We start from the raw sequence: 25,514 nt of genomic DNA on the forward strand, positions 1-25,514 counted from the left end.
TCAGAACACCCGCCCGGGTCGGCCGCGGTCGGCCAGGGCGGCGAACCTGAACGTGTTCACGGGGTGGCCGGACAGGAGGTTGACCAGGAGCACGAAGAATCCGGCGTCGGTGTGGGCACGGTCGGCGATGTCCTGGAAGTCGACGGAGCGGTACAGGTACTTGCCCGCGGCCATCACCCGGAAGCCCTGCACGCCCTCGGGGCAGAACGCGTAGGCGTGGTTGTCCGCCGTGTACTCCTGCGCCCGGCCCAGGCTGCTGCCCACCCCGGGGATGACGTTGGCGACGGAGATCCCGAACTGCCGCCAGAACGACGTGTGCCCGGCGGCGATGTGCCCGACCTCGTGCCCGATGAAGAACCGCAGCGCGTCCGGGTCGCCCAGCCGCACGCCCACCTCGAACAGGTCGCTGTTGACGGCGACGTAGCGCCGCGACCCGTGCCCGGAGGCGAAGGCGTTCAGCACCCCGTTGCCGGGCACCACGTACGCCTCGGGCACCTCCCGCATCCCGAACGCCCGCGCGGCCTCGACCACCATCCGGTGTGCCTCGGGGAACTGCTCCTCGGTGATCCGCACCCCGTTGACCCGCTGGCGCGCGTACAGCTGGCCGCGCACGAAGTACACCAGCGCGGGGATGCTGAGCAGCAGCAGCGGCTCGTTGGGGTCGCCGGAGTAGGCGCGGCTGACCGCCCCCGCCACGGTGAACAGGGTCACTCCGACGCACATCACCAGCAGCGGGATCTCCCGCGGGTGCCGCAGGGGGCGGACGCTCCCGGGGTCTCCCCAGCTGCGGGGGAGGACCCCCACCCCGGGTCAGTAGCGGTGGTCGGGACCGGGCCGCTCCTCGTCCGGCCCGGGGGGCGGCGCGTGGTGGGCGCTGCCCTGGGGCGGCGGTCCGCCGAACGCCGGGCCCGCCGGGGGCCGGCGCGGCTCCTCGTCCTCGTCGAGGAACGCGGCCATGTCCGCGGAGAGGGTCGACTCCTCGACCTTCTCGTTGCGCCACTCCTCGCGCAGCTCCTCGTCCTGGGCCTGGAACACGGCGCCCATGTCGGCGTCGTGGGTGGAGTCGACCGCCTTGGGCGGCGCGTCCCAGGAGGAGGCCAGGAAGGCGCTGTCGTAGGCGTCGTTGCCGTAGTCGCCGGCCTCCTGCGGCCCGGAGGGCGGCCCGGCCGGGTCGATCGCGGGCTCCTCGGGCGGCGGGAGCATGTCAGCGGCGGGCACGGGCACCGGCACCGGGGCGTCGTCGGGCGCGGGGCCGGGGAACACCGAGCCGGCGGGCGCGGGGGCGGGGGCGCCCTCGCGGTCGCTGCCCAGGTAGGACAGGGCGGCGACGGTGAGGGCGGCCAGCCCGGCCCGCAGGGCGGGCTCGCGCGCGGGGGCGAAGAACGGCGAGTGGTTGCTGGGCACGTTGCCGAGCTTCTCGTAGGGCGTGTCGCCGGGGGCGGCGTCCCACACGTCGTGCGGGGTGGCGCCGACGAACCAGAACACGTACGGGATGGGCTGCGGGTCGTCGGGCAGCCCGAAGTACCCGAAGTCCTCGGTGGCCGGGGACGGGTCGGGCAGGTGGATGACGTACTGGTCGCCGAAGTAGGCGCGGTGGGCGGCGGCGACCGCGGACACGGTCTCGGGGTCGTTGCGGGTGACCCCGGCGCCCTGGAAGCGCTCGATCTCGGGCTCGCGAGCGGCGCCGGAGGCGGCGGCCTCGGCGCGCACGATGCGCTCGATGGACTCCTCCAGCCGGGCGGCGACCGCGTCGTTGAGGGCCCGGGTGTTGATCTCCAGGTAGGCCTCGTCGGGGATGATGTTGGCCTTGGTCCCGGCCTGGATGCGGCCGACGGTGAGGACGGCCATCTCGCTGGGGCTGACCTCGCGGGACACCACGCCCTGGAGGCGGGTGACGATGTTGGCGGCGATCAGCACCGGGTCGACGGCGGTGTGCGGCTGGGAGGCGTGCCCGCCCTCGCCGTGCACCCGGATCCGGTAGGAGGCCGAGGAGCCGAGGATGACCCCCGCGCGGTGGGAGATGAGCCCGGCGGGCTGGGGGCCCAGGTGCTGGCCCAGGACGACGTCGGGGCGGCCGAAGCGCTCGAAGAGGCCGTCGGCCAGCATCCTCTGGGCGCCGTCGAGGGTCTCCTCACCGGGCTGGGCGACGATCATCACGGTGCCGGACCATTCCTCGCGGGTCTCCGAGAGGAGGTCGGCGGCTCCGACCAGGCAGGCGGTGTGGGCGTCGTGGCCGCAGGCGTGCATGACGGGGACCTCGGTCCCGGTCTCGTCCTCGGCGCGCAGGGTGCTCGCGTAGGGCAGCCCGGTCTTCTCCTCGACGGGGAGCGCGTCCATGTCGGCGCGGAGCATCACCGTGGGGCCGGGCCCGTTGCGGAGGATGCCGACGACGCCGGTGCCCCCGACGCCCTTGTGGACCTCGTAGCCGGTGCGGGTCAGCCATTCGGCGACGCCGCTGGCGGTGCGGTGCTCCGCGTGGGAGAGTTCCGGGTTCTTGTGGAGATCGACATAGAACCCCTCCACGAGGGGGAAGAGCTCGTCGAGGAGTCGCATGACCACTCCCCCGTGCTGGGCTGCACGGTTGGGGTCCACCGCGTGCGGCACGGTATTCCACCGCCTTCTTCAATACTCGACCGGGCCTGTCGCGCCCGGCGGGCGCCACCTGACGGCACAGCTTATCGGCGCGACCGTCACGCACCCACACTGACATGTTCGTCCCGGTCCGCACCACCGCCGGGGTCCCGAAGTGCGGCCAGGCGACTCGGATGGGTTAAGGTCTGCACACGGAACGGCGTCTTCGCACCCGAAACATGCTCACGTGTCACACGGGTCATTCCGCTCCCCGTTCGCACCAAGGAGCGGGCAGAGACCGGGAGAAGATTCCGCCGAAATCCGGAGAACCGCTGGCGCACCTTCTTACATCACAGTAGGGTAACGCAGCACGATCCGATTCATCCGATGTTCCGGTGCCCCCCTCGCGCGCCACGCGGCACCGCAACGCCCGAACGGCGTGGAACCCCCGCCCGAGTCCCGGAGCGGAACCCGTCGACGCACACGCCCCTGTGAAGTCCACCGACCCCGGAGTCCACTCGTGGCCTCATCCATGACCAGACCGGAAACCGACCGCACGAAGCCCGGGCCCGGCGCCGCCGCCCCGGCCGGCGCAGGCTCGGCGGCCGGGGCGCCAGGCACGGCCCCGTACCGCGACGCCCGCCTGGACAACGCCAAGTTCCTCCTGATCGTGCTGGTCGTCGTCGGCCACGCGATCGAGCCGCTGCGCGACATCCCGGCCGTCAGCGCCCTGTACTACTGGATCTACTTCTTCCACATGCCCGCGTTCATCGTGATCAGCGGGTACCTGTCGAGGTCCTTCGACGGCTCCTCCAACCGCGTGGAGAAGCTGGTCCTGACCGTCGCCGTCCCCTACCTGATCTTCTGGACGATCCACCAGTCCATCTACACCGTCGAGCGGGGCGGCCTGGGCGACTCCCTGTCGCTGCTCAAGCCGACCTGGACCCTGTGGTTCCTCGTCGCCCTGTTCCTGTGGCGGCTGAGCGTGCCGGTGTGGAAGCGGCTGCGGGCGCCGGTCCTCATCGCGTTCGCGATCTCGCTGTTCGCCGCCACCACCAGCCTCAGCGACACCCTGTCCCTGGGCCGCGTGGTGAGCTTCCTGCCGTTCTTCGTGCTGGGCCTGAGCCTGCGCCGCGAGCACTTCCTGTGGCTCGACAGGCTGTGGCTGCGCCTGGCCTCGCTCGTCGTGCTGGGCACCACCGCCGTGCTGGCCGTGCCCATCTCCGACCGGCTCAGCAGCGACTGGCTGTTCTGGCGGGACAGCCTGACCGACCGCGACATCGACCCGCTGATGCCGAGCCTGGGCATCCGGCTGGCCTTCATGGGCCTGGCCCTGGCGATGACCGTCGCGTTCCTGGCGCTGACCCCCAAGAGGCGGACCTGGTTCACGGACCTGGGCGCCTACACCCTGTACGTCTTCCTGGGCCACTCGGTGGTGCTCATCCTCCTCAAGGCGTCGCCCTGGTACGACGTCATGGACAACCTCACCGGCGCGGCGATCACCGTCGGCGTGGGCCTGGCGTTGGCGCTGCTGCTGTGCACCCCGTGGGTGCGCGCGGCCATGCGCTGGGCGGTCGAGCCGCAGATGTCCTGGTTCCTCAAGCGCGAGGAGCCCGCCCCGGCACCGGCCCCGGCGGCCTCCTCGGCCCCCGCCGCGGACGGCGGCGGGCAGGGCGACGGCCACCGGGAGAAGCCGGTCGCGGGGGTCTGACCCCCGCTCCCCGGTACGGCGGACACGACGGGGAAGGGGCGGTGCGCACCGGCGCACCGCCCCTTCCCCGTCCCCGGACCCGGCAGGATCGGGTCAGCTGCCGCCGACCCGGTCCTGCTGCGGGACCGCGCCGGCGGCGATCAGCTCGCGGCGGCGCACCTCGAAGCGGCGGGTGTCCTTCCACAGGCGGGCGACCAGCACGACCTCGAAGAAGCCCAGCGCCAGCACGGAGAACACGGCGATCGGGATGATGAGGCTGTTCAGCGGGGTGAACAGGGAGACCAGCACCGTGACCGGGGCGACCACGCACAGGAACATCTCGTACTCGATGCCGCTGAACAGGTGCGGGCGCACGCGGTGGCTCAGCAGGAAGTGGCGCACCCGGCCGTAGAGCCCGCTCGGCGCCGGGGCCTGCGCCGGGACGGCCGCGCCGGGCACGGAGTCGCCCTCGTCGTCCTCGGGGCCCCCGCCGCCCAGGACCGAGGCGGCGTCGGCGCGCAGCGTGTCGGTGTCGCCGGCCAGCTCGGCCAGGGTCTGGTTCATCCCGCGGCGGGTCTTGGCGACCTGGGAGCCGTTGAGGTAGCGCAGCAGGTCGAAGAACACGATGACCGGGGCCGCGATCAGGTAGGCGACCTGGTCCGTCACCAGCCACTGGCCGATGAGCAGCGCCATGACGCAGCCGAAGAACCGGATGCGGTCGAACACGAAGTCGACCCAGCTGCCGAAGACCGTGCCGGTGCCCTTCAGGCGGGCGATCTTGCCGTCCATGCAGTCCAGCACGAAGCTGAGGTGGAACAGCAGGGCGCCCAGCACCATCCAGGCCCAGTCGGCGCCGATCCCCGACACCGGCATGACGAAGCTCACCGCGGACAGCAGGCCCAGGACCCCCGCCCCCAGGGTCAGCTGGTTGGGGGTGATGTCGGTGCGGTTGGCGGTCCACACCACCAGTCGACCTGCGAGCGGGTCGACCAGGAAGACCGTCCACCAGGCGTCCTTCGCCTTGTAGGTCTCTTCCTTCACCTGCGCGAACGTGAAACGCGGCATGCGTGTGTCTCCAGGGAAGCGACGCCCCGCACCCGCACCCTGCGACAGCGGTCTGCCAGGGGCCGGGGGAGGGGCCGTGTCAGCGGGAATCGAGTCATCATGCCAGATGGGGGGTCGTCCGAGCCAATCGGTGACGGCATACTTGACTGGTAAGAGGGGGATCAACAGGCGGCCGTGTGCGCTGGCACCGGATGGTCCACCCCCTTCGGTCTCGACCGAGGTAGAGGCATTGCGTTTTCTCAACGACCAGGCGCCCCAGCAGGACCTGACCTACAGCGACGTGTTCATGGTCCCGAACCGGAGCGCCGTGGGCTCCCGGCTCAGCGTGGACCTGTCCTCGCCGGACGGCACCGGCACCACCATCCCGCTGGTGGTGGCGAACATGACGGCGGTCGCGGGCCGCCGGATGGCCGAGACCATCGCCCGGCGCGGCGGTGTCGCGGTCATCCCGCAGGACATCCCCATCGAGGTGGTCTCCGACGTCATCGCCTGGACCAAGCAGCGGCACCTGGTCCACGACACCGCGATCACCCTGAACCCGGGCAGCACCGTGGGCGAGGCCCTCAACCTGCTGCCCAAGCGGGCGCACAACGCGGTCATCGTCGTCGACGAGGCCCGCCGCCCCGTCGGCGTGGTCACCGACGCGGACTGCGCGGGCGTCGACCGCTTCTCCCAGCTGCGCGACGTCATGTCCACGGAGCTGGTGACCATCCCGGTCGACACCGAGCCCGAGGCGGCGTTCGCGATCCTGCACGACTCCCGGCACCGGCTGGCGCCGGTGGTGGACGGCGACGGCGCCCTGGTGGGCGTGCTGACCCGCACGGGGGCGCTGCGCTCCACCCTGTACAAGCCGGCCGTGGACGACCGGGGCCGCCTGCGGGTGGCCGCGGCCGTCGGCATCAACGGCGACGTGGCGGGCAAGGCCGCCGACCTGCTGGCCGCCGGGGTGGACACCCTGGTGATCGACACCGCGCACGGCCACCAGGAGAAGATGCTGTCCGCGATCGCCAAGGTGCGGTCGCTGTCGCCGTCGGTGCCGATCGTGGCGGGCAACATCGTCACCGCGCAGGGCACCCGCGACCTCATCGAGGCCGGGGCCGACATCGTCAAGGTCGGTGTGGGCCCGGGCGCGATGTGCACCACCCGCATGATGACCGCGGTGGGGCGCCCCCAGTTCTCCGCGGTGCTGGAGTGCGCGGCGGCCGCGCGCGAGCTGGGCGGGCACGTGTGGGCGGACGGCGGTGTGCGCCACCCGCGCGACGTGGCCCTGGCGCTGGCCGCCGGTGCGTCCAACGTGATGATCGGCTCCTGGTTCGCGGGCACCTACGAGTCGCCGGGCGACGTCATGCGCGACGCCGAGGGCCGCCAGTACAAGGAGAGCTTCGGCATGGCGTCGGCGCGCGCGGTCCGGCTGCGCACCGCCGACGACTCGCCGTTCGAGCGGGCCCGCAAGGCGCTGTTCGAGGAGGGCATCTCCACCGGCCGCATGTACCTGGACCCCGAGCGCCCGGGTGTGGAGGACCTGATCGACCAGATCATCGCGGGTGTGCGCAGCTCCATGACCTACGCGGGCGCGAGCTCGCTGGAGGAGTTCCACGAGCACGCCGTGGTCGGCGTGCAGAGCTCGGCGGGCTACGCCGAGGGGCGCCCGGTGCCCACCAGCTGGTGACCCGCCGCCGCGGGTGAACCGACGGACCCCGGGGAGGCGCCGCGGCGCCTCCCCCTTCGCGTCCCGGGGCCGGCCCTACTCCTCCGACGCGGTGCGGGCGGCCAGGACCTCCTTGCGGTGCTCGCCGCACAGCCGGTCGGCGTGGCGGACCGGCTCGGGCACCCGGTACTTGGGCGACAGGCGCAGCACCAGGTCGGCGGCGCCGTCCAGGTCCACCCGGTGGCCGACGGAGACGTAGACGGGCTTGACCCCGGCGCGGGTGCGCAGGACCCGGCCGATCACCTCGGCTCCGCCGGCGGCCAGGGCGGCGGAGTCGGGGACGACCTCCGAGCGCCCGGCGACCATGGGCGTCCACGACCCACGCTCCCGCCCCGGCTCCGAGTGCCTGCCGTAGAGCACCGACTTGGCCGAGCCGACGACCGGCAGGTCGAGCAGGACCCCCAGGTGGGAGGCGACCCCGAAGCGGCGCGGGTGGGCCAGGCCGAACCCGTCGCACAGGTACACGTCGGGTGTGGTCTCCAGCCGCCCGAGGGCCTCCAGCACGGGCGGCAGCTCCCGGAAGGAGAAGAGCCCGGAGATGTAGGGGAAGGACACCTCGGAGGCGATGGCGACCGACTCCACGACCTCCAGGGTGGCGGCGTCCAGGACCACGGCGGCCGCCGAGAGCGCCGAGTCGTCCTTGGCGTAGCTGACGTCGAGCCCGGCGACCGTGCGGACCGCCGACGCGTCCAGCGGTTCCGCGCGCACCCGGCCGGCCATGCGGCGCTGGAGCGCCACGGCCTCCTTGGGATCGCTCGGCCAGTTCTCCGGGTCGTCCAGGATCCGGCCGACCCGTTCGGCGATGTCCGACACCCGACGCCTCCCCTCGCTTCGACGCGGCCCGCCGGAGGCGGGCCCCTCCCCCATACAACCGCACCCGGGCCGGGATCCGGCACAGGGCGGGCCGTCCGTCAAATCCTCATGTGTTCCCGCCGCCGCAGCGTGCGTCGCGTTGTGCGCGGAGTCACGGCGTCGGATGCTCGGAGCGGCGGGCCGGGGCGGTACGGTGAACCCGCTGGTTTTGCACTGACCAGTCAGTTCAAAAAGGAGGCGGAGAATGCGTCTGGCCACCGGGGCCCGGGTCGTGGCGGAGGACGTCGCGCTGGTCACCCGCGAGGGTCCCGTGTACACGGGTGTGGACTTCACCGCGCGGCCGGGGACCCTCACCGTGTTCCAGGCCGACTCCGGCGGCGGGCGCAGCGCCCTGCTGCTGACCCTCACCGGCCGTATGCGGCCCACCTCGGGGACCGTGTACGTGGACGGCCACGAGCTGCCCCGGCGGGCGCGCCGGGTGCGCCGGATCAGTGCGCTGGGTCTGATGACCGAGGTCAACTCCCTGGACGAGCGGCTGCGGGTGGGCGAGCACCTGTCCGAGGCGGCGCTGCTGCGGTTCCGTCCCGCCGCGCGGGGGCTGGCCGACTTCGCCCTGGAGGCCGCCGACCTGGAGGACCTGGACCGGCGCACCCTGGTCAAGGAGCTGGACGCGCTCCAGCGCCGCCGCCTGGGCGTGGCGTTGGCCCTGATGGCCGAGCCCCGGCTGCTGGCCGTGGACGACGTGGACGGCGGGCTGTCCGACGAGCACCAGGCGCTGATGTGGCGCAGCCTCAAGCGGCTGACCGACGCCGGGCTGACCGTGATCGCCACCTGCGCCGACGCCGACGCCCTGGCCGAGGTCGCCGACACCGACACCCAGGGGCCGCTGCCCATCGACCAGGGCGACCCCCCGGACGGGGACGCCGGGGACTCCGAGGACTCCGGGGAGGGCGGGGAGATGCGCCTGTCCGAGCTGTTCGCCGACCGCGGGACCGCCGCCGGCGCCGAGGGAGAGGACGGGGACGACCGCCGTGACCGATGAGACCACCCGCCCCCGGTACCGCCCCTTCGCGGTCCCCCGCCTGGGACTGCTCACCGTGCGGTCCTTCCTCCGCTCCCCGCTGCCCACCGCTGCGCTGGCCGCCCTGCTGCTCATCCCCCTGCTCTACTCCGGCATGTACCTGTGGTCCTTCTGGGACCCCTTCGGCCGGATGGAGCACCTGCCCGTCGCCCTCGTCGACGAGGATCGCCCCGTCGTGGTGGACGGCGAGGAGGTGAACGCGGGCGAGGAGCTGGCCGACACCCTCGTCGAGCGCGGCGACCTCGACTGGCACCTCGTGGACGCCCAGGAGGCCGCCCGCGGGGTCACCGAGGGCGACTACTACGTGTCCCTGACCATCCCCGAGACCTTCAGCGCCGACCTGACCTCGCCCTCCCGCGACCGCGAGCGACCGGTGCAGGCGATGCTGATCGCCCACTACAACGACGCCAACAGCTTCGTCGTGCGCCAGCTGGCGGGCTCGGCCTTCAAGGAGGTCCGCGACGCCGCCGAGCAGACCGCGATCAAGGGCTACCTCGACCAGATCTTCCTGGGCTTCAACGAGATCCACGGCAAGACCGAGGAGGCCGCCGAGGGCGCCGGGATGCTGTCGGAGGGCGCGGGCGACGCCTACGAGGGGTCCGGCGAGCTGTCGACCAACCTGGGCACCGCCCACGAGGGCATGGGCGAACTGGACACCGGGCTGGGCGAGCTGTACGCGGGCTCGCGGAGCCTGGCCACCGGCGCCTCGACCGCCTCGACCGAGGTGTCCGCGCAGGTCGAGAAGATCGACGAGCTCGCCGACGAGTGGCTGCCCCGGTTGGAGGAGGACGCCCCCGACATCCAGGAGCGGGCCGAGCTGGTCGCCGACCTCTCCGGCGGCCTGGCCGACCTCCTGCACGAGCTCCCCGAGGAGATCGACACCGCGGGGCTGGAGGAGCTGGACGGGCGGCTGGACGCCTACCTGCGGGAGCACCCGGAGCTGGAGACCGAGCAGCCCGACCTCTACCTGCTGCTGTGCGACCTCCAGGAGGGGATGGGCATCGCGCTGTCCACGGCGACGTTCGTCGAGGACAACCGCGAGGACATCGTCTCCGCCGCCGACGAGGCGGCCGACCTGAGCGAGAAGGCCGCCGAGCTGGCCGAGGACCTGCCCGGGTACATCGAGGACGCCGAGGACGCCCGCGAGAAGCTCGACGAGCTGGACGAGGGCCTGGAGGAGCTGGCCGAGGGCGCCGGGGAGCTGCGCGACGGCCTGAAGGAGGCGTCCACCGCCTCCGGCGAGCTCGACGAGGGCCTGGGGCTGCTCAGCGAGGGCTCCGGCGAACTCCACGAGGGGCTGGGCGAGCTGTCCGAAGGCTCCGACGAGCTGGCCGGCGGGCTGGAGGACGGGGTCGGGGAGATCCCCACCTACAGCGACGCGGGCCGGGAGAACGCGGGCGACATGATGAGCGCCCCGGTCCGGCTGAGCAGCGAGATCGACAACGAGGCCCCCGACTACGGCACCGGGTTCGCGCCGTTCTTCGTCCCGCTGTCCCTGTGGGTGGGCGCGATGGTGGTGTTCATGGTGCTGCCGGCGCTGTCCACGCGCGCCCTGGCCTCCTCCGCCCCCTCCTGGCGGGTGGCGCTGGCCGGGCGGATCGCCCCGATGCTGCTGGGGTTCGGGCAGGTGGCCGTCATGATGGCGGCGCTGCACCTGCTGCTGGGGCTGCAGTCCTGGAACTGGCCGGTGCTCATCGCGTTCCTGCTGCTGACCGCCGCGGCGTTCGCCGCCACGGTCCAGTACCTGAACGTGCGGTTCGGCGCGGCCGGGCGGGTGGTGGCGCTGGCGCTGCTGGTGCTCCAGCTGACCTCGGCCGGCGGCACCTACCCGATCGAGACCAGCCCGTCGTTCTTCCAGGCGATCGGCCCCTACCTGCCGCTGCACTGGGGGGTGACCGCCCTGCGCAACCTGACGGGCGGCGGCGACCTGGACCTGGTCTGGCCCGCGTTCGGGGTCATGGCCCTGTGGCTCGTCGTGCCCCTGCTGCTGACCTGGATGACCGTGGACCGCAAGAGGGTGTGGACGATGAGCGCCCTGTACCCCTCCCTGAAGCTCTGAACAGGGCCGTGGGAGCGATGCCCGCGGCGGCGCCGGAGGAGTTCCGGTGCCGTTCGGGGGCAGAATGGACCGGATGAGTGTGAGCACCCCCGACCGACCCGTGAGCAACCGCCGCGAAGCCACCCGCAGGCGGCTGTTCGAGGCCGCCGTGACCCTGATCTCCGAGCAGGGGTACGGCGCCACCACCGTCGACGAGATCGCCGAGCGCGCGGGCGTGGCCAAGGGCACCGTCTACTACAACTTCGGCGGCAAGAGCGAGCTCTACACGGCGCTGATGGAATGGGGCATCACCCGGCTGGCCGACACCCTCAAGGAGGCGGCGCCCGACCCGGACGCCGACCCGGCCGAGGCGCTGACGGCGGTCCTGCGGGCCGGGGTGGAGTTCATCGGAGCGCACGAGGCCCTGGCCCGGCTGCTCATGGCCGAGGCCTGGCGGACCAACCGGACCTGGTACACCACGGTCCGCCAGATCCGCACGGAGGCGATCGGCGTCGTCACCGCGCGCCTGGACGCGCTGGCCGCCATCGGACGGCTCCGGCCGGACCTGGACACCGGGCTTGCGGGATCCGCACTGTTCGGCATGGTGGTGACGGTGGCCCTCGACTGGCGGACCCTCCAGCCGGACCGGCCGGCGGAGGAGGTCCACGCCACCCTGACCCGGATGGTCCACGGCCTCCTGGGGACGTCCGACTCCCCCGCAGACCCCTGAGAGGACGCCTGACATGGCCTCGCTGTACCCGCTGCTGCCCTTGCTGTCCGGGCTGGTCATCCTGGCGGTGGTCACCCGCGACACCCGGCTGGAGCTGCGCCTGATCCGCCACGGGGTGCGCGCCAAGGGGCGGGTCATCGGCTACCGCGAGACCTCGACGGCCTCGCGGATGGTCGTGCAGTTCCGCACCGAGGACGGCCGGGAGGTGCACGCCGAGCACGAGAACACGGGGTGGACGGCCTCGCGGGCGGGTGAGATCGTCACCGTCTCCTACGACCCCGAGACCCCGGAGCTGGCCCGCATCGTGTCGGCGCCCTGGCTGTCGCACTGGGTGCGCGGCATGTTCGCCGCCCTGGGCGCGATCCTGGTCGCCGCCGGGGTGCTGCTGGGCTACCTCGCCTGGGACCTCGACTGGGACCCGGGAAGCTAGGGCCTGTTCTTCGGGTGTTCTCCTGTGCTACCGGGGGGTTCGTGAGGCGCCCGGCGGGGTTCTGGAGGCCCCGGAGGAGCGGTCCGAGGAACGAGGACCGCGACGGAGGGGCCGAAGGTTCCCGCCCTCAGGGGGCGCCGAACAAGGTGGCCGGGCTGCGGCCGCAGGCCGTCCGTTGAGGGTGGTGGCGGGCGACGGGCGGGCCGAAGCGCAGCGGAGGTTCACAAGGACACGGCCCGGGCCGCGGCGGGTTCGCGGGGCTCGGAGTAGCGGACCAGGCGGGACGGCAGCGAGCCGTCGGTGATCGCCCGGGTGCGCACGCGGGTGCCGCACAGCAGGTCGGCCAGGCCGACCCGGTCCGGGCGGACCAGCGCCGAACTGGCGTGCACCACCACGACGGCGAGCGCGATCCACGGGTGGCCGAACGCGGTGAGCAGCGCCACCGGGGCGGTGAGCAGCGCGGTGCGCGCCAGCACCCGCGGGCGGGAGGCGGGGGCCGGGCGGGCGGGCTCGGTGAGCGCCAGCCGGACGGCGGCGCGGCCGGGGGTGCAGCGGTCCCGGCGCACCTGCGGCACGAACACCCCGAAGACGGCGGCGGTGCCCAGCAGCACGGCGGTGCGGACGTGCCCGTCGGGGTCGGAGCCGATCACGCCCACGGCGGTCATGGCGGCGGTCAGGGTGCCCGCCCCGTACCACCACAGGCCCAGGTCGAGCAGGGTGCCCAGGGTGCGGCGGGTGAGGTCGGGCGCGACCCGGTCGGGCACCGCGCCCGGCCAGCCGCGGGTGTCGCCCCAGGGCCACAGCGGCAGCAGGAACCGGGCGAGCAGCCAGCCGGCGGCGGTCCCCGCGGCGCCGAGCGCGACGAACAGCGGGGACGCCTCGGCGTAGGCGCAGGGGTACACGCCCAGCAGGCCGGTGCCGCGGACGGCGTCGGCGGCCAGGGCCAGGCCCGTCCCCAGCAGCAGGGTGACGACCGGGCCGCGGCGGAAGCGGTCGCGGGCCAGCCAGCCGACGGGCAGGAAGAGCGCGAAGGCCAGGACCGGTCCGTACCGCTCGGCGGCCCCCTGTCCCGCCCCGGGCGAGCACAGCCCGTCGACGGCGGCGGGCAGCGGCCAGACGGCGTAGGCGGCCAGGGCCAGGCCGGCCGCCAGCGCGGCGAGGCTGGCGCGGCCGGGGCGGCCGTACAGCCGGCCGTAGCGCCGGTGCTGTCCGCGCAGGTAGAGGGCGGCGGCGAGGAGGACGAGCAGGGGAACGGCGACGACGGCCACGTCCACGGCCCCCTGCCCGGTGCCGAACGGTCGGATCACGCGCACTGCCCTCCCTGCTCCCTGTCCAGGGCGCAACGGTAGTACGCCGGGCGACTCTCCGGGTGTCGAACGCCGCTTTGAACCGATATGGTCGCTTTCGAACGTCGTCACACGGAGCACTTCTTGCACTTCGCTCCGCAATATGTGACATTCGCCCTATAGGCCCCCAGGGGCCGCCCACCCCAATAGTCCCGACCCTCCAGGCGGACGTTCCGCCTCGTCATGGCAGACTGCCTCCACCACCCGGATATTTCGTCGTTTCTCTGCCGAGATACGATCCCCGACGCCGAAATGCCGCGTTTGTGGTTACCCTGCGGTAGGTCCCGTGTCGCGACACCCCCGAGCGCACGCGGCCCGCAGGGCGGGCGACCCCCTCAAGGGCCCGCGGTGTCGAGGACCGGGCACCGGTCGGGACGGCGCCCCTGATACCGCACCCCGAGAAGACTTTCGACGCGGATCGACAGGAGAACCGTGCAGGCAGTACCCCCGAGACGCGGGCGGACGATCGCGTCCCGCATCCGCGCAATGGTCACGATCCCCACGGCGGCCCTGCTCGCCCTGTGGCTGATCCTCACCCTGGTGTTGGCCTTCGACGCCGGGCTGAAGCTGATCCGGGCCTCGGCGACCGACGACATGGTCACCCCGGCCGCCGTGGGCCTGGTCGACGCCATGCGCGAGCGCGCGCGCAGCATCGCCTACATCGAGCACTCCGACGACCCGGAGCTGGCCGCCGAGCTGGCCGAGGCCCGGGAGAGCACGGACGCCTCGCTCGGTGTGGTCATCGGCGACCTCATCGGGTTCGTCGACCTGGCCCCCGGCGAGGCCGGACACCACATCACCATGCTCCACGAGGAGTACGGGCGGATCGACGAGATCCGGGCGGGCGTGGACGACGGCTCCCTCTCCCGCGACGAGGTCCTGGAGTACTACAACGAGTTGGTCCTGCACGGTGCCGACACGTTCGACAGCCAGGGCCGCACCGGCAACGAGCTGGAGTCCGTCAACCCCGGTTTCAGCGCGGTCTACATGTTCCGCACCGTCGACCTGTTCGCCCGCGCCGACGCCCAGCTCGCGCAGGGCTTCGCCGACGACGAGCTCACCTGGGAGGACCAGCTCGCCTTCGCCGAGCTCGTCAGCTCCTACCGCCACCTGCTGGATGCCAACGGCCCCTACATCTCGGGCCCCGGACAGGCCGAGCGGCTCGAAGCGGTGCTGGACAGCCCCGAGTTCGCGCGGCTCACCGAGATGGAGGCGCGGATCATCGAGCGGCGGATCGAGACCGAGTCCGTCACCGACCCGGTCACCCTCGCCGTCACCGACGTCGAGGACCTGTCCATGCCGGTGAACCGCGACGAGTGGGCCGCCGACCACGCGTACGTGCTGGGCGAGCTCACCGAGATCGGCGCGGACGAGGCGTTCTACGCCGCCGACGTCACCCGGGAGCAGGCCCACCGGGCCGTGTTCGTCGCCGTCGGCGGCAGCCTGGGCGTCGCCGCCGTCTTCAGCGTCGCCTTCCTGCTGGCCCGCCGCTCCTCCCGGTCGCTCACCGGCCGCCTGCTGCGCCTGCGCAACGACGCCAACGACCTGGCCGAGCAGCGCCTGCCCGAGCTCATGGACCGGCTGCACCGAGGCGAGCGGGTGGACACCGACGCGATGCTGCCGCTCATGGCGACCAGCGACGACGAGATCGGCGACGTGGCCCGCGCGTTCAACACCGCCCAGCGGGCCGCGGTCGACGAGGCCGTCCAGCAGACGGAGCTGCGCCAGGGCATCAACCGGGTGTTCCTCAACATCGCCCACCGCAGCCAGACCCTGGTCCACCGCCAGCTGCGCCTCCTGGACAAGATGGAGCGCGAGCAGGAGGACCCCGAGCAGCTCGCCCAGCTGTTCAAGCTCGACCACCTGGCCACCCGCTCCCGCCGCAACGCCGAGAACCTGCTGATCCTCGGCGGCGAGGCCCCCGGGCGGACCTGGCACCGGCCGATGCCGCTCATCGATGTGCTGCGCGGCGCCATCTCCGAGTCCGGTGACTACACCCGGGTCAAGCGCGAGCGGATCGCCCGCGTGCACCTCAACGGCCCGGCCGTCGCCGACGTCATCCACCTGGTCGCCGAGCTGGTCGACAACGCCGCCATGTTCTCGCCCCCGCACACCCAGGTGCGCCTGAGCAGCGACGACGTGCCCAACGGTGTGACGATCGAGATCGAGGACCGCGGCCTGGGCATGACCGAGGAGGAGCTGGCCTCCGCCAACCGGCTGCTGGCCGACCCGCCCGAGTTCGACGTCATGCGCCTCAACGAGAAGATGCGCCTGGGCCTGTTCGTGGTGTCCCGCCTGGCGCACCGGCACGGCATCAAGGTGCACCTGCGCCCGTCGCCGTACGGCGGCGTGCAGGCGATCGTCCTGCTGCCGCACGAGATCATCACCGGCGAGCGCTCCTCGCTGCCCGCCTCCGAGGAGCAGGACGGCGACATCTGGGAGGTGCGCGAGATCATCGACCACGCCCCCGGCCGCGCCCTGGAGTCCGGTCCCACCCCGGTCCTGGCCCCGGTGCCCGCGGACGCGGGGACCCCGGCCGCCGACGCGGCGGAGGACTCGCGGGCCGGTGACGCCCCGTCCGCCGGCGCGGAGTCCGGGGACGGCGCGACCGCCGGCGCCGAGGCGCCCCCCGCCACCGCCGGCACCGACGTCCTCGACGGTGTCGACGTCCTCGCCGGGGACCCCGGCCCCCGGCCGCCCCTGCCCACCCGCCGGCCCGCCATCAGCGCGGTCCCCGGTCCCGGGCCAGCCGCGCCGGAGCGGGTCGAGGCGGGCGGCGGACGGCCCTCCCTCCCCAAACGCCGTCCCCAGGAGAACCTGGCCCCGCAACTGGCCGCCGACCCCGAGCCCTCTGCTCGGAACGGTGACGCGGCGGGGGCCCCGGCCCCCGGCGCGGGCGGCGTCGACGGCGCCGAGCGGCTGGCGCGCCTGCGCCGGAACATGACCGCGTTCCAGAAGGGGACCGATCGCGGTCGGCGCGAAGGCAAGCAGCAGACCCACGAGACCGACAAGGACGACTGACAGTGACGAGTACTCCCGAACGCATCGAGCGCGAAGGCTCGGGCAAGAAGGACATCGACTGGCTGCTGGACGAGTTGCTCGAGCGCGCGGTGGGCTCCCGGCACGCCATCGTCCTCTCCGCGGACGGCCTGCTGATCGGCCGCTCGCGCGAGCTGGCCAAGGAGGACGCCGAGCACCTGTCGGCGGTCGCCTCCGCCTTCCAGAGCCTGGCCCGGGGCACGGGCCGGCACTTCGACGGCGGCGATGTGCTCCAGACCGTGGTCGAGATGGAGCGCGCCTACCTCTTCGTCACCGGCGCGGGCCGGGGCGCCTGCCTGGCGGTCCTGGCCGAGGAGAGCGCCGACGTGGGCCTCATCGCCTACGAGATGAACGTCCTGGTCGAGCAGGTGGGCCGCTACCTCGACGCGGCACCCCGCCATGAGGGAGCGACCGGAGAAGCCACGCGATAGGGGGCGGCCATGCAAGCGCACGACGCATTCGATCCGGGCACGGATCCCCACGGCCCGCCGCACCGCGACGCGGTCGGCGGGTACGGGGACGCGGAGCCGGGCGGACCGGACGGCCCGGAGGCCGGGCCGCTGGTCCGTCCGTACGTGATCGCCCAGGGGCGCGACCACGCCGACACGGTCAAGCTGGACATGATCAGCGTGGTCATCGCGGCCAAGCGGGCCGAGGTCGACGAGATGGCCCTGGAGCCCGAGCAGATCCGGATCCTGGAGCTGTGCCGCCGCCCCCTGTCGGTCGCCGAGCTGTCGGCCCACCTGGACATCCCGGTGGCCGTCGTGAAGGTCCTGCTCAGCGACCTCCTCAACCGCGGGCTCGCCCTGGCCCGCGCCCCCTACACAGCGAAGAGCCCGGTCAGCCGGGACGTACTCCAGGCGGTTCTCGATGGCATCCAGCGACTCTGACCTCTCCCGGGACATCGTTCCGTCCGCACTGAAGATCCTGGTCGCGGGCGGCTTCGGGGCCGGCAAGACCACCCTGGTGGGCTCGGTGAGCGAGATCGCCCCGCTCAGCACCGAGGAGGTGATGACCGAGGCCAGCTACGGCGTGGACGACCTGTCGGGCGTGGAGTCCAAGACGACCACGACGGTGGCGCTGGACTTCGGCCGCATCACCATCAGCCCCAGCCTGGTGCTGTACCTGTTCGGCACGCCCGGCCAGGAGCGCTTCTGGTTCATGTGGGAGGAGCTGTCGGAGGGCGCCCTGGGCGCCATCGTCATCGCCGACACGCGCCGCCTGGAGACCTGCTTCGCCGCGGTGGACTTCTTCGAGCGGCGGGGGGTGCCGTTCGTCGTCGCGGTGAACTGCTTCGACGGCGCGCACCAGTACGAGGCGGAGGAGGTGCGGGCGGCGCTGACCCTGGACCCGGCGATCCCGGTGGTCCTGTGCGACGCGCGCGTGCGCTCCTCGGCCAAGCAGGTCCTGCTCACCCTGGTCACCCGGGTCGCCGAGCGCATGGCCGCCTGAGCCGGGGCGCACCGCTCTTCTCGGGGCGGGCGGGTCGCGGACCCGCCCGCCCCGCGTGTTGCGCGGGCCCGTACGGGGGGTTACGAACCGGACACGGTTAGGGTTCGGCGGAGTGGCCACTGGGCCCGGAGTCCTTGTACAAAAGGACATTCCGGGTAAAGTGCGCTCCGTGGCACGTCACGGATGTGCCCCGCCCCGCCGACCATGGACCCGTCACGGGCGGGCCCGCAGAGGTGACTGGAGTTGACTCCCCCATGAAGCGGTTCGAGTGGCGCGACCGGATCCACGCCCTGGACGCCGAGGCAGACTGCGAGGAGATCGTGCGCATCCTGGCGACGCACGAGTTCCCGTGGGACATCGAGCAGGCGCTCGGCCTGGCCCTGTACCGGACCTACGCGGTGCCGAGCGTCGGGGAGCTGCTGGCGCACACACAGGAGTTCACCGAGCGCACCCAGCACCGCTACGACGACACCGCGCTCATCCTCAACGACATCATGGAGCACGGGTTCGGCCCGGGGCGGGGACGCGACGCCCTGCGGCGGATGAACCAGATGCACCGGTCCTACGACATCTCCAACGACGACTACCGCTACGTCCTGAGCACCTTCGTCGTCATGCCGGTGCGCTGGCTCAACGACTACGGGTACGGCTGGCGCCGGCTGTCCGACCACGAGATCGCCGCGAGCACCAACTACTACCGCAGGCTCGGCAGGCACATGGGGATCAAGGACATCCCCGGGACCTACGCGGAGTTCCACGAGCTGTTCGACTCCTACGAGAAGGAGCACTTCGCCTACACCGAGGGCGGCCGGGCCGTCTCCGACGCCACCCTCGGGCTGATGGTGGACTTCTACCCGGCCTGGCAGCGCCCGCTGGTGCGCCCCTTCACCAAGGCGCTGCTGGACGACCGCCTCATCACCGCGTTCCGCTACCCCGAGCCGTCCGCCGCCTGGCGCTCCCTGGCCGCGGGCGCGCTGCGCCTGCGAGCGAGGGCGGTCCGGTTCATGCCGCCGCGCACCGAGCCGCGCTGGGCCCGGCAGAGCCCGAACGTCCGCGGCTACCCCGGCGGCTACGACCCCTCGCGCATCGGCACCTTCCCCCAGGGCTGCCCCGTGCCCCACGGCATGGCCACCGTGGAGGTGCCCGCCACCGGCGCACGGGTCCCCGCGGACGGCCAGGCCCTGGCCCCCGAGGGGGCGACGCCCGCCGAGACCCCCGAGGCCACCGGTACCGACTGATCCCGCCGATCCCGCACGCGCCCCCCGCCTCTCCCCTAACCCCGAAGGAGCCGCTGATGAAGCGTTTCGATTTCCGCGACGAGATCCACCGCCTGGACGCCGAGGCCGACTGCGTGCGGATCATGCAGATCCTCAACGCCCACGAGTTCCCGTGGGACATGGGCCGGGCCCTGGGCATCGCCCTGTACCGGACCTACGCGGTGCCGAGCATCGGGGAGCTGCTGGGCGGGACGGACGAGTTCACCGGCAAGACCCAGAAGCGCTACGACGACACCGCGCTCATCCTCAACAGCATGATGCGGTACGGGTTCGAGCCCGGCCAGGGCCGCGACGCCCTGCGGCGGATGAACCAGATGCACCGGTCCTACGACATCTCCAACGACGACTACCGCTACGTGCTCAGCACGTTCGTCGTCATGCCGGTGCGCTGGCTCAACGAGTACGGGTACGGCTGGCGCCGGCTGTCCGACCACGAGGTCTCGGCGATCGTCCACTACTACCGCAGGCTCGGCAGGTACATGGGCATCAAGGAGATCCCGGAGACCTACGAGGGGTTCCGGGACCTGCTCGACGCCTACGAGAAGGAGCACTTCGCCTACACCGAGGGCGGTCGCAGGGTCTCCGACGCCACCCTCGACCTCATGGTGACCTTCTACCCGCCGCGGGTGGCCGGGCTGGCCCGCCGGTTCTCCATGGCGATCCTGGACGAGTCGCTGATCGAGACGTTCCGCTACGAGCCGCCGTCCAAGGCCTGGCGCAGGTCGGCGGACATCGCGCTGAAGATCCGCGCCAAGGTCGTGCGCCGGATGAAGCCGCGCGAGGAGCCGTTCTGGGCCGACCAGAACCCGAACATCCGCAGCTACCCCGGCGGCTACGACGTCAACAGGATCGGCACGTTCCCGGCGGGCTGCCCGGTCGCCCACGACGTGGACCCGGTCGCGCACGAGGAGCTGTACGGGAAGAAGGACGGCGCCTCCGCCGAGGCCGCCGAGGCCCCCGTGACCGCCGAGGCCGCAGCGGACGGGCGCGCGTGACCGCCACCTCCGAGCCCACGGCCGCCGGGACCGCCGCGCCCCCGGCGGCGGGCCCCCTGCCCCGCTCGGTGCACGCCTGGTACGGCAGCGGCGCGGTGGCCACCGGCGTCTTCAACACGGTGCCCGGCCTGCTGCTGCTCATCTACCTCACCGACACGCTCGCGGTGAGCCCGGCGGTGGCCGGCCTGGTGGTGCTGCTGCCCAAGCTGGTGGACCTGGCGGTCAGCCCCTACATCGGGGTCTGGTCGGACCGGACCCGCTCCTCCTGGGGACCGCGGCGGCCGTGGATGCTGGCCGGCGCGCTGACCCTGCCGCTGCTGTTCGCCGCGATGTTCGCCGGCCCGCCGCTCCAGGGGAACGGAGCGGCGGTGTACGTGGCGGCGGTGTTCGTCGCCGCGGCGCTGGCGTCGTCGGCCTTCCAGGTGCCGCACGCGGCGATGCCCGGGGAGATCACCTCGGACTACCACGAGCGGTCGACGTTCACCGCGTGGCGGACCGTGTTCGTGGGCCTGGCCCTGATGCTCGGCGGGGCGCTGGCCCCCGTCGTCCAGAACGCGCCCGCCGACGAGGTGGCCGGGTACCGGCTCATGGGCGCGCTGATGGGCGTCGTGCTGCTGGTGTCCATGCTGGGCACGGTGGTCGGCACCCGCCGGGCGCCGCGCACCGTGTTCCCGCACCGCACCGAGGGCATGGCCGCCCAGCTGCGGACGGCGCTGACGCACCGGCACTTCCGGGTGCTGTTCCCCGCCCAGCTGCTGATGTCCGTGGCCAGCGGCACGATGGTGGCGGGCGTGCCGTACGTGACCGCGAACGTCATGGGCGAGCCCGCCTACACGAGCATCCTCATGGTGTGCGTGCTGGTCCCGCTGATGGCCGCCGCTCCGCTGTGGCGGCGGGTCTCCGTGCGGGTGGACAAGCGCCGGGCCGCCGCCTACGCGGCCGCGGTGTTCTCCGCGGGCGCTCTGGGGCTGCTGTGCATCCCGCTGGGGGGCGTGCCGGTCGCGGTCGCCTCCTCGGTGCTGGTGGGCATCGGCCTGTCGGGGACGATGCTGCTGCCGTGGTCGATGCTGGCCGACTGCCTGGCCGCCACCGACGACGGCCGCCGCCAGGGCGGCGTGCTGTCGGGCGTGTGGACGGCGGGCGAGGCGCTGGCCCAGTCGGTGGGCACCGGCCTGCTGTCGCTGTCGCTGGCCCTGAGCGGCTACGTGGAGTCGGGCGCGGGCGAGGTCGTCCGGCAGAGCGACGAGGCGCTGCGGGGCATGCTGATCGGCAGCACCCTGGTCCCGGCCGCGGTGATGCTGCTGTGCCTGGTGCCGCTGGCGTTCTACCGCCTCACCGAGGCCGACACCGCCCCGGCCGCCGGAGCGCCGGAATGATCCGCGGGGCCCGCCGGAGCGCGGGCCCCGCCCGTGTCCCCCTCAGGGCGTGAGGACGACCGCCCCGCGCCCGTGACCGGAGTCGAGGATCCGGTGCGCGCGGGCGGCCTCGGCCAGAGGCAGGACCTCGCGCAGCTCCACCGCGTACTCGCCGCGCTCGTACAGGCCGACCACCGAGGCCAGCCGCTCGGCCGAGCGGACCCCGTCGACGGCCGCCGTGCCGAACCGGGCCGGGGCGTCCGGGGAGACCATGCTCAGCACCCTCTCCGGCGCGCCGACGATCTCCAGGACCTGCCGCAGCGAGGCGTCGTCGCGGGCGTCGTACCCGGCGTCGACCCCGTCCGGCGCGACGGCCCGGACCTGCTCGACCATGGTGTCCCCGTAGGTGACCGGGACCGCGCCCAGTGCGCGCAGGTGGCCGTGGTGGCGCTCGGAGGCCGCGCCGATCACCCGGTCCGCGCCCCGGAGCAGGGCCAGCCGCACGATCGCCGAGCCCAGGCCGCCGGCGGCGGAGTTGACGAACAGGGTGTCGCCGGGGCCCACCCCGAGCGCTTCCAGGACCATGACCGCCCCCTGCCCCCGGGCGGGCAGGGCCGCCGCCTCGGCCTCCGGCAGGGCGTCCGGCCGGGGGACGACCTGGTCGGCGCCGACGACGATGTGTTCGGCGTAGGCGCCGAAGGTGGAGAAGCCCAGGACCGGGGTCCCGGCTGCTGGTCCCGCGGTCCCCTCGCCGAGGGCGTCCACGGTTCCGGCGAACTGGTTCCCGGGGACCAGCGGCAGGTCGATCCGGTCGCGCCAGGGGAGCTCGCCCCGGCGGATCCGCGCGTCGAGGGGCAGCGTGCCGACGGCGGCCACGCGGACGCGGACCTGTCCGGGGCCGGGCTCGGGCAGGGGCAGGTCGACGGGGGTCAGGACCTCGGGGTCCCCGAAGCGGGTGATGGCGACGGCGTGCACGGTGCCTCCGTGGGTTCAGGCGTCCCGGTCGGGACGGGTGGCGGGCAGCAGGAGTGCGGGGAGCAGGGCGGCGGCGGTCAGGGCGGCCATCCACCAGAAGGCCGCCTGGAAGGCGGGGACCGGGTCGGCGGAGGCCGCGCCGCCCGTCAGGACCAGGGCGAGCCCGGCGGTCCCGGCCGCCGCGCCGACCCGTTGCAGCACGTTGAGGGCGACGGTGGCGTGCGGGATCCGGTCGGCTTCCAGCCCCCGGTAGGCGGCGGCGAGCAGGGGCACCGAGGCGGTGCCCAGGCCTGCGCCGCGGACGAAGAGGGCGGCGCCGAGCCACCACTGCGGGGTGTCGGCGGTGGCGAGCGCGAAGGGGACCGTGGCCAGGGCCGCCACGGCCAGCCCCGCGACCACGAGGTGGCGGGGGGCGAGCCGGTCGGCGGGGCCGCCGACGCAGAGGACGGCCAGGGCCACCCCGGCGCCCATGGGGGCCAGCAGCAGTCCGGCGTCCAGGGGGTCGGCCCCGGAGACGCGCTGGTGGAAGAGCGGCAGCAGGAACATGCCGCCCCAGATGCACAGCCCGAAGACGAACATGAGCGCGGCCCCGTTCCGGAACGGCGCGTGGGCGAACAGCCGCAGGTCCAGGGCGGGCGGCGGCGCTCCCTCGCGGGGCCGCAGGGCGCGCAGCGCGAAGCCGGAGAGCAGCAGGGCGCCGAGCCCGGCCCACAGGGGGCCGGCCCAGGACGTCAGGGAGGACAGCCCGTGCAGCAGGGCGACCAGGCCGAGGGAGAGCAGGGCCAGGCCCGGGGGGTCGAGGCGTTCGGAGCGGTCGGATCCACCCCGGGGGATCCCGCGCACGGCGAACAGGACGGCGACCGCGACCAGGGGCAGGACCAGGGCGAACACCCAGCGGTGGCCCAGGGACTCCAGGACCGCTCCCCCGGCGACCGGGCCGAGCACGGGGGCGAGCTGGCCGGGCACGCTGATCAGGGCCATGGCCCGGCCCACGCGCCCGGGTCCGGCGGCCCGGGCGAGGATCGCCATGGTGAGCGGCAGGACCATGCCGCCGCCGAACCCGGTGAGGGCCCGCGTCACGATGAGGGACTCCAGGGACCAGGCCGCGCAGGACAGGGCGGCACCGGCCCCGAACAGGGTGAGCGCGCCGATCCAGGCCGTGCGGGGGCCGAACCGGTCCAGGGCCCAGCCGACGACGGGGATCGCGGCGGTCATGGCCAGGAGGTTGGCGGTGACGACCCACTGCACCCGGGACACGGGTGCGTCGAAGGCGTCGGAGAGGTCGTCGACCGCGACGGTGACGACGGTGCTGTCGGCCAGGGCGGCGAAGGCTCCGGCCAGGAGGACGGCGGTGAGCCGGACCAGGGGTGCGTCGAGGCGTTCCCGGCCCCGCGTGCGGGGGGCTTTCTCGGACATGAAAAGTAAACTACACCGTGCAGTGTAGATTTGTCGCCGTGCCGTATCCGACCGCCGGATCGGGGAATACGCTGCTGGAGAGCCCGCCGCGACCCGACCCGAACGGACCCACCCGATGACCGCCCAGCGCCCCGCTCCCCCGCCGACCTGCGGCCGTCCCGCCAAGCACGCGGCCATCCTCGACGCGGCCCGGCGGGTGTTCCTGCGCGAGGGCTACACCCGCGCGAGCATGGACGCGATCGCGGCCGGCGCCGCAGTCTCCAAGCGCACCGTCTACAACCACTTCGGCGACAAGGAGGGCCTGTTCTCCGCGATCGTCGAGCAGAGCAGCGCCGCGGTCGCCGAGGACTTCGCCGCGACGGCCGCCCGCCACCTGGCCGACCCCGCGGACGCCGAGGAGGCCCTGGTCGCCTTCGGCGACGCGTGGGCCTCCCCCGGGCTGCACCGCCCCGACCACGGGGCGCTGGTGCGGCTGCTCATCGCCGAGGCGCTGCACTTCCCCGACGCCGTCCGGGTGTGGCTGGACACCGGCCCCGGGCCGGTCCGCCGGGGCCTGGCCGCGCGGCTGCGCACGATGGCCGACCGGGGCCTGCTCGACATCCCCGGCGGAGGGGAGGAGACGGCCGCCGAGCACTACGTGGCGCTGGTGCAGACCCCGGCGACCAACCGGTCGTTCTTCAACGCGGCCCCCCTGGAGGAGGCCGAGCGCCGGGCCCTGGTCCGCTCCGGCGTCACCGCGTTCCTGCGCATCTACGGCCCCGGCCGGTCCTAGCGGCCCAGGCGGCGCCAGATCGGGCGCGGCATCAGCCGCATGCCCGCGAAGACCGGGGCGAGCACGCGCGGCGCCCACACCGTGGTCGCCCCCGAGCGCAGCCCCGCCGACACGGCCTCGGCGACCTGGGCGGGGGTGGCCGGGAACGGCGCCGGGTCCACGTGCGCCGACATCCGGGTGGGCACGTAGCCGGGGCGCACCACCAGCACCCGCGCCCCGCTGCCGTGCAGGGAGTCGGCCAGCCCCTGGGCGAACCCGTCCAGGCCCGCCTTGGCCGACCCGTACACGAAGTTGAACCTGCGCACCCGCACCCCGGCCACCGACGACAGCACCACCAGCGCCCCGTGGCCCTGCTCGCGCAGGCGGGCGGCGACCGCCAGCCCGGCGGAGACGTGCCCGGTGTAGTTGACCGCCGCCGCGCGCGCCGCGGCCGCCGGGTCGGCCTCGTAGTCGGCCTGGGTGCCGAGCACGCCGAACGCGTCCACGACCACGTCGAGGTCGCCCACCAGGGCCACCGCCCCGTCGACCGTGGCGGTGTGGGTGTCGGGGGCGGTCGCGTCGAACTCCAGCGAGTGGACCTTCGCGCCCAGGGCGGCCAGGGCGGCCGGGGGCTCGGCGACGCCGCCGCGGGCGGCCAGCACCACCTCGCGGGCGCCCTCGCGCACCAGACGTTCGACGATGGCCAGGCCGATCTCGCTGCGGCCGCCGAGCAGCAGTACGGTCCGCACCGTTCCCACCGAGTCGCGCATGTGCCTTGGATG

22 protein-coding genes are annotated in these 25,514 nt (G+C 73.5%); 14 read left to right on the forward strand and 8 right to left on the reverse strand.

What is annotated here, in order from left to right; translation table 11 throughout:
- Both K1J57_RS03435 and K1J57_RS03440 read right to left on the reverse strand, forming a co-directional pair.
- Window positions 1-723 (reverse strand): M48 family metallopeptidase, encoded by a 723-nt coding sequence (locus tag K1J57_RS03435; RefSeq protein ID WP_220565324.1) that lies wholly within the window; start codon window positions 721-723, stop codon window positions 1-3.
- An 87-nt stretch (window positions 724-810) separates the two neighbouring features.
- On the reverse strand, window positions 811-2,553 hold the full coding sequence (locus K1J57_RS03440) for an amidohydrolase (protein WP_220563032.1): 1,743 nt from the start codon (window positions 2,551-2,553) through the stop codon (window positions 811-813).
- 550 nt (window positions 2,554-3,103) lie between these two features.
- Here K1J57_RS03440 and K1J57_RS03445 point away from each other — a divergent pair.
- Window positions 3,104-4,282 (forward strand): acyltransferase family protein, encoded by a 1,179-nt coding sequence (locus tag K1J57_RS03445; RefSeq protein WP_220563033.1) that lies wholly within the window; start codon window positions 3,104-3,106, stop codon window positions 4,280-4,282.
- A 93-nt stretch (window positions 4,283-4,375) separates the two neighbouring features.
- Here the strand turns inward: K1J57_RS03445 and K1J57_RS03450 are convergent, their stop codons facing one another.
- Window positions 4,376-5,326, reverse strand: coding sequence for a CDP-alcohol phosphatidyltransferase family protein (locus K1J57_RS03450; RefSeq protein ID WP_220563034.1), 951 nt, complete (start codon window positions 5,324-5,326; stop codon window positions 4,376-4,378).
- Window positions 5,327-5,555: 229 nt separating this feature from the next.
- On the opposite strand from K1J57_RS03450, the gene K1J57_RS03455 reads away from it, so the two are divergent.
- Window positions 5,556-6,995 carry a GuaB1 family IMP dehydrogenase-related protein gene (locus K1J57_RS03455; RefSeq protein WP_220563035.1) on the forward strand — a complete coding sequence of 480 codons (1,440 nt, stop codon included), beginning with the start codon at window positions 5,556-5,558 and terminating at the stop codon, window positions 6,993-6,995.
- A gap of 75 nt (window positions 6,996-7,070) precedes the next feature.
- Here K1J57_RS03455 and K1J57_RS03460 read toward each other — a convergent pair whose 3' ends face one another.
- Window positions 7,071-7,847, reverse strand: coding sequence for an endonuclease V (locus K1J57_RS03460; RefSeq protein WP_220563036.1), 777 nt, complete (start codon window positions 7,845-7,847; stop codon window positions 7,071-7,073).
- Between the two features lie 244 nt (window positions 7,848-8,091).
- Between K1J57_RS03460 and K1J57_RS03465 the strand changes: the two genes are divergently transcribed.
- From K1J57_RS03465 to K1J57_RS03480, 4 genes are all read left to right on the forward strand, one after another.
- Window positions 8,092-8,889, forward strand: coding sequence for an ATP-binding cassette domain-containing protein (locus K1J57_RS03465; protein ID WP_220563037.1), 798 nt, complete (start codon window positions 8,092-8,094; stop codon window positions 8,887-8,889).
- Window positions 8,879-10,987 (forward strand): YhgE/Pip domain-containing protein, encoded by a 2,109-nt coding sequence (locus K1J57_RS03470; protein WP_255646815.1) that lies wholly within the window; start codon window positions 8,879-8,881, stop codon window positions 10,985-10,987. Before K1J57_RS03465 ends, K1J57_RS03470 begins: the two co-directional genes overlap by 11 nt.
- A gap of 73 nt (window positions 10,988-11,060) precedes the next feature.
- Window positions 11,061-11,696, forward strand: coding sequence for a TetR/AcrR family transcriptional regulator (locus K1J57_RS03475; RefSeq protein ID WP_370634594.1), 636 nt, complete (start codon window positions 11,061-11,063; stop codon window positions 11,694-11,696).
- Window positions 11,697-11,709: 13 nt separating this feature from the next.
- Window positions 11,710-12,126: a DUF3592 domain-containing protein gene (locus tag K1J57_RS03480; RefSeq protein WP_220563039.1), complete on the forward strand. Its 417-nt coding sequence runs from the start codon at window positions 11,710-11,712 to the stop codon at window positions 12,124-12,126.
- A 221-nt stretch (window positions 12,127-12,347) separates the two neighbouring features.
- Here the strand turns inward: K1J57_RS03480 and K1J57_RS03485 are convergent, their stop codons facing one another.
- Complete coding sequence (locus K1J57_RS03485) at window positions 12,348-13,433, reverse strand: antibiotic resistance protein VanZ (RefSeq protein WP_220563040.1); 1,086 nt, start codon at window positions 13,431-13,433, stop codon at window positions 12,348-12,350.
- A 525-nt stretch (window positions 13,434-13,958) separates the two neighbouring features.
- On the opposite strand from K1J57_RS03485, the gene K1J57_RS03490 reads away from it, so the two are divergent.
- The 7 genes from K1J57_RS03490 (at window position 13,959) to K1J57_RS03520 (ending at window position 21,611) form a co-directional block, all read left to right on the forward strand.
- Window positions 13,959-16,493 carry a sensor histidine kinase gene (locus K1J57_RS03490; protein WP_220563041.1) on the forward strand — a complete coding sequence of 845 codons (2,535 nt, stop codon included), beginning with the start codon at window positions 13,959-13,961 and terminating at the stop codon, window positions 16,491-16,493.
- Between the two features lie 2 nt (window positions 16,494-16,495).
- Window positions 16,496-16,942, forward strand: a complete 447-nt coding sequence (locus K1J57_RS03495; protein ID WP_220563042.1) for a roadblock/LC7 domain-containing protein — start codon at window positions 16,496-16,498, stop codon at window positions 16,940-16,942.
- A gap of 9 nt (window positions 16,943-16,951) precedes the next feature.
- Window positions 16,952-17,401, forward strand: a complete 450-nt coding sequence (locus K1J57_RS03500; RefSeq protein WP_220563043.1) for a DUF742 domain-containing protein — start codon at window positions 16,952-16,954, stop codon at window positions 17,399-17,401.
- Window positions 17,382-17,963 carry an ATP/GTP-binding protein gene (locus K1J57_RS03505; RefSeq protein WP_220563044.1) on the forward strand — a complete coding sequence of 194 codons (582 nt, stop codon included), beginning with the start codon at window positions 17,382-17,384 and terminating at the stop codon, window positions 17,961-17,963. Before K1J57_RS03500 ends, K1J57_RS03505 begins: the two co-directional genes overlap by 20 nt.
- A gap of 254 nt (window positions 17,964-18,217) precedes the next feature.
- Window positions 18,218-19,201 (forward strand): oxygenase MpaB family protein, encoded by a 984-nt coding sequence (locus K1J57_RS03510; RefSeq protein WP_220563045.1) that lies wholly within the window; start codon window positions 18,218-18,220, stop codon window positions 19,199-19,201.
- A 56-nt stretch (window positions 19,202-19,257) separates the two neighbouring features.
- Window positions 19,258-20,235, forward strand: coding sequence for an oxygenase MpaB family protein (locus tag K1J57_RS03515; protein WP_220563046.1), 978 nt, complete (start codon window positions 19,258-19,260; stop codon window positions 20,233-20,235).
- Window positions 20,232-21,611, forward strand: a complete 1,380-nt coding sequence (locus K1J57_RS03520) for an MFS transporter (RefSeq protein ID WP_220563047.1) — start codon at window positions 20,232-20,234, stop codon at window positions 21,609-21,611. The genes K1J57_RS03515 and K1J57_RS03520 overlap by 4 nt, the downstream gene beginning before the upstream one ends.
- A gap of 42 nt (window positions 21,612-21,653) precedes the next feature.
- Here the strand turns inward: K1J57_RS03520 and K1J57_RS03525 are convergent, their stop codons facing one another.
- Together K1J57_RS03525 and K1J57_RS03530 are read right to left on the reverse strand one after the other, a co-directional pair.
- Window positions 21,654-22,565 (reverse strand): NADP-dependent oxidoreductase, encoded by a 912-nt coding sequence (locus K1J57_RS03525; protein ID WP_220563048.1) that lies wholly within the window; start codon window positions 22,563-22,565, stop codon window positions 21,654-21,656.
- Window positions 22,566-22,580: 15 nt separating this feature from the next.
- Window positions 22,581-23,981 (reverse strand): DHA2 family efflux MFS transporter permease subunit, encoded by a 1,401-nt coding sequence (locus tag K1J57_RS03530; RefSeq protein WP_220563049.1) that lies wholly within the window; start codon window positions 23,979-23,981, stop codon window positions 22,581-22,583.
- Window positions 23,982-24,096: 115 nt separating this feature from the next.
- Here K1J57_RS03530 and K1J57_RS03535 point away from each other — a divergent pair, with 115 nt between their 5' ends.
- Window positions 24,097-24,753 carry a TetR/AcrR family transcriptional regulator gene (locus K1J57_RS03535; protein ID WP_220563050.1) on the forward strand — a complete coding sequence of 219 codons (657 nt, stop codon included), beginning with the start codon at window positions 24,097-24,099 and terminating at the stop codon, window positions 24,751-24,753.
- On the opposite strand, the gene K1J57_RS03540 is transcribed toward K1J57_RS03535, so the two are convergent.
- Window positions 24,750-25,502 carry an SDR family NAD(P)-dependent oxidoreductase gene (locus tag K1J57_RS03540; RefSeq protein ID WP_220563051.1) on the reverse strand — a complete coding sequence of 251 codons (753 nt, stop codon included), beginning with the start codon at window positions 25,500-25,502 and terminating at the stop codon, window positions 24,750-24,752. The two genes, K1J57_RS03535 and K1J57_RS03540, sit on opposite strands and share 4 nt — an antisense overlap.
- Between the last annotated feature and the right edge of the window lie 12 nt (window positions 25,503-25,514).

It is taken from the genome of Nocardiopsis sp. MT53, assembly GCF_019598965.1.
Taxonomy (GTDB): Bacteria; Actinomycetota; Actinomycetes; order Streptosporangiales; family Streptosporangiaceae; genus Nocardiopsis; species Nocardiopsis changdeensis.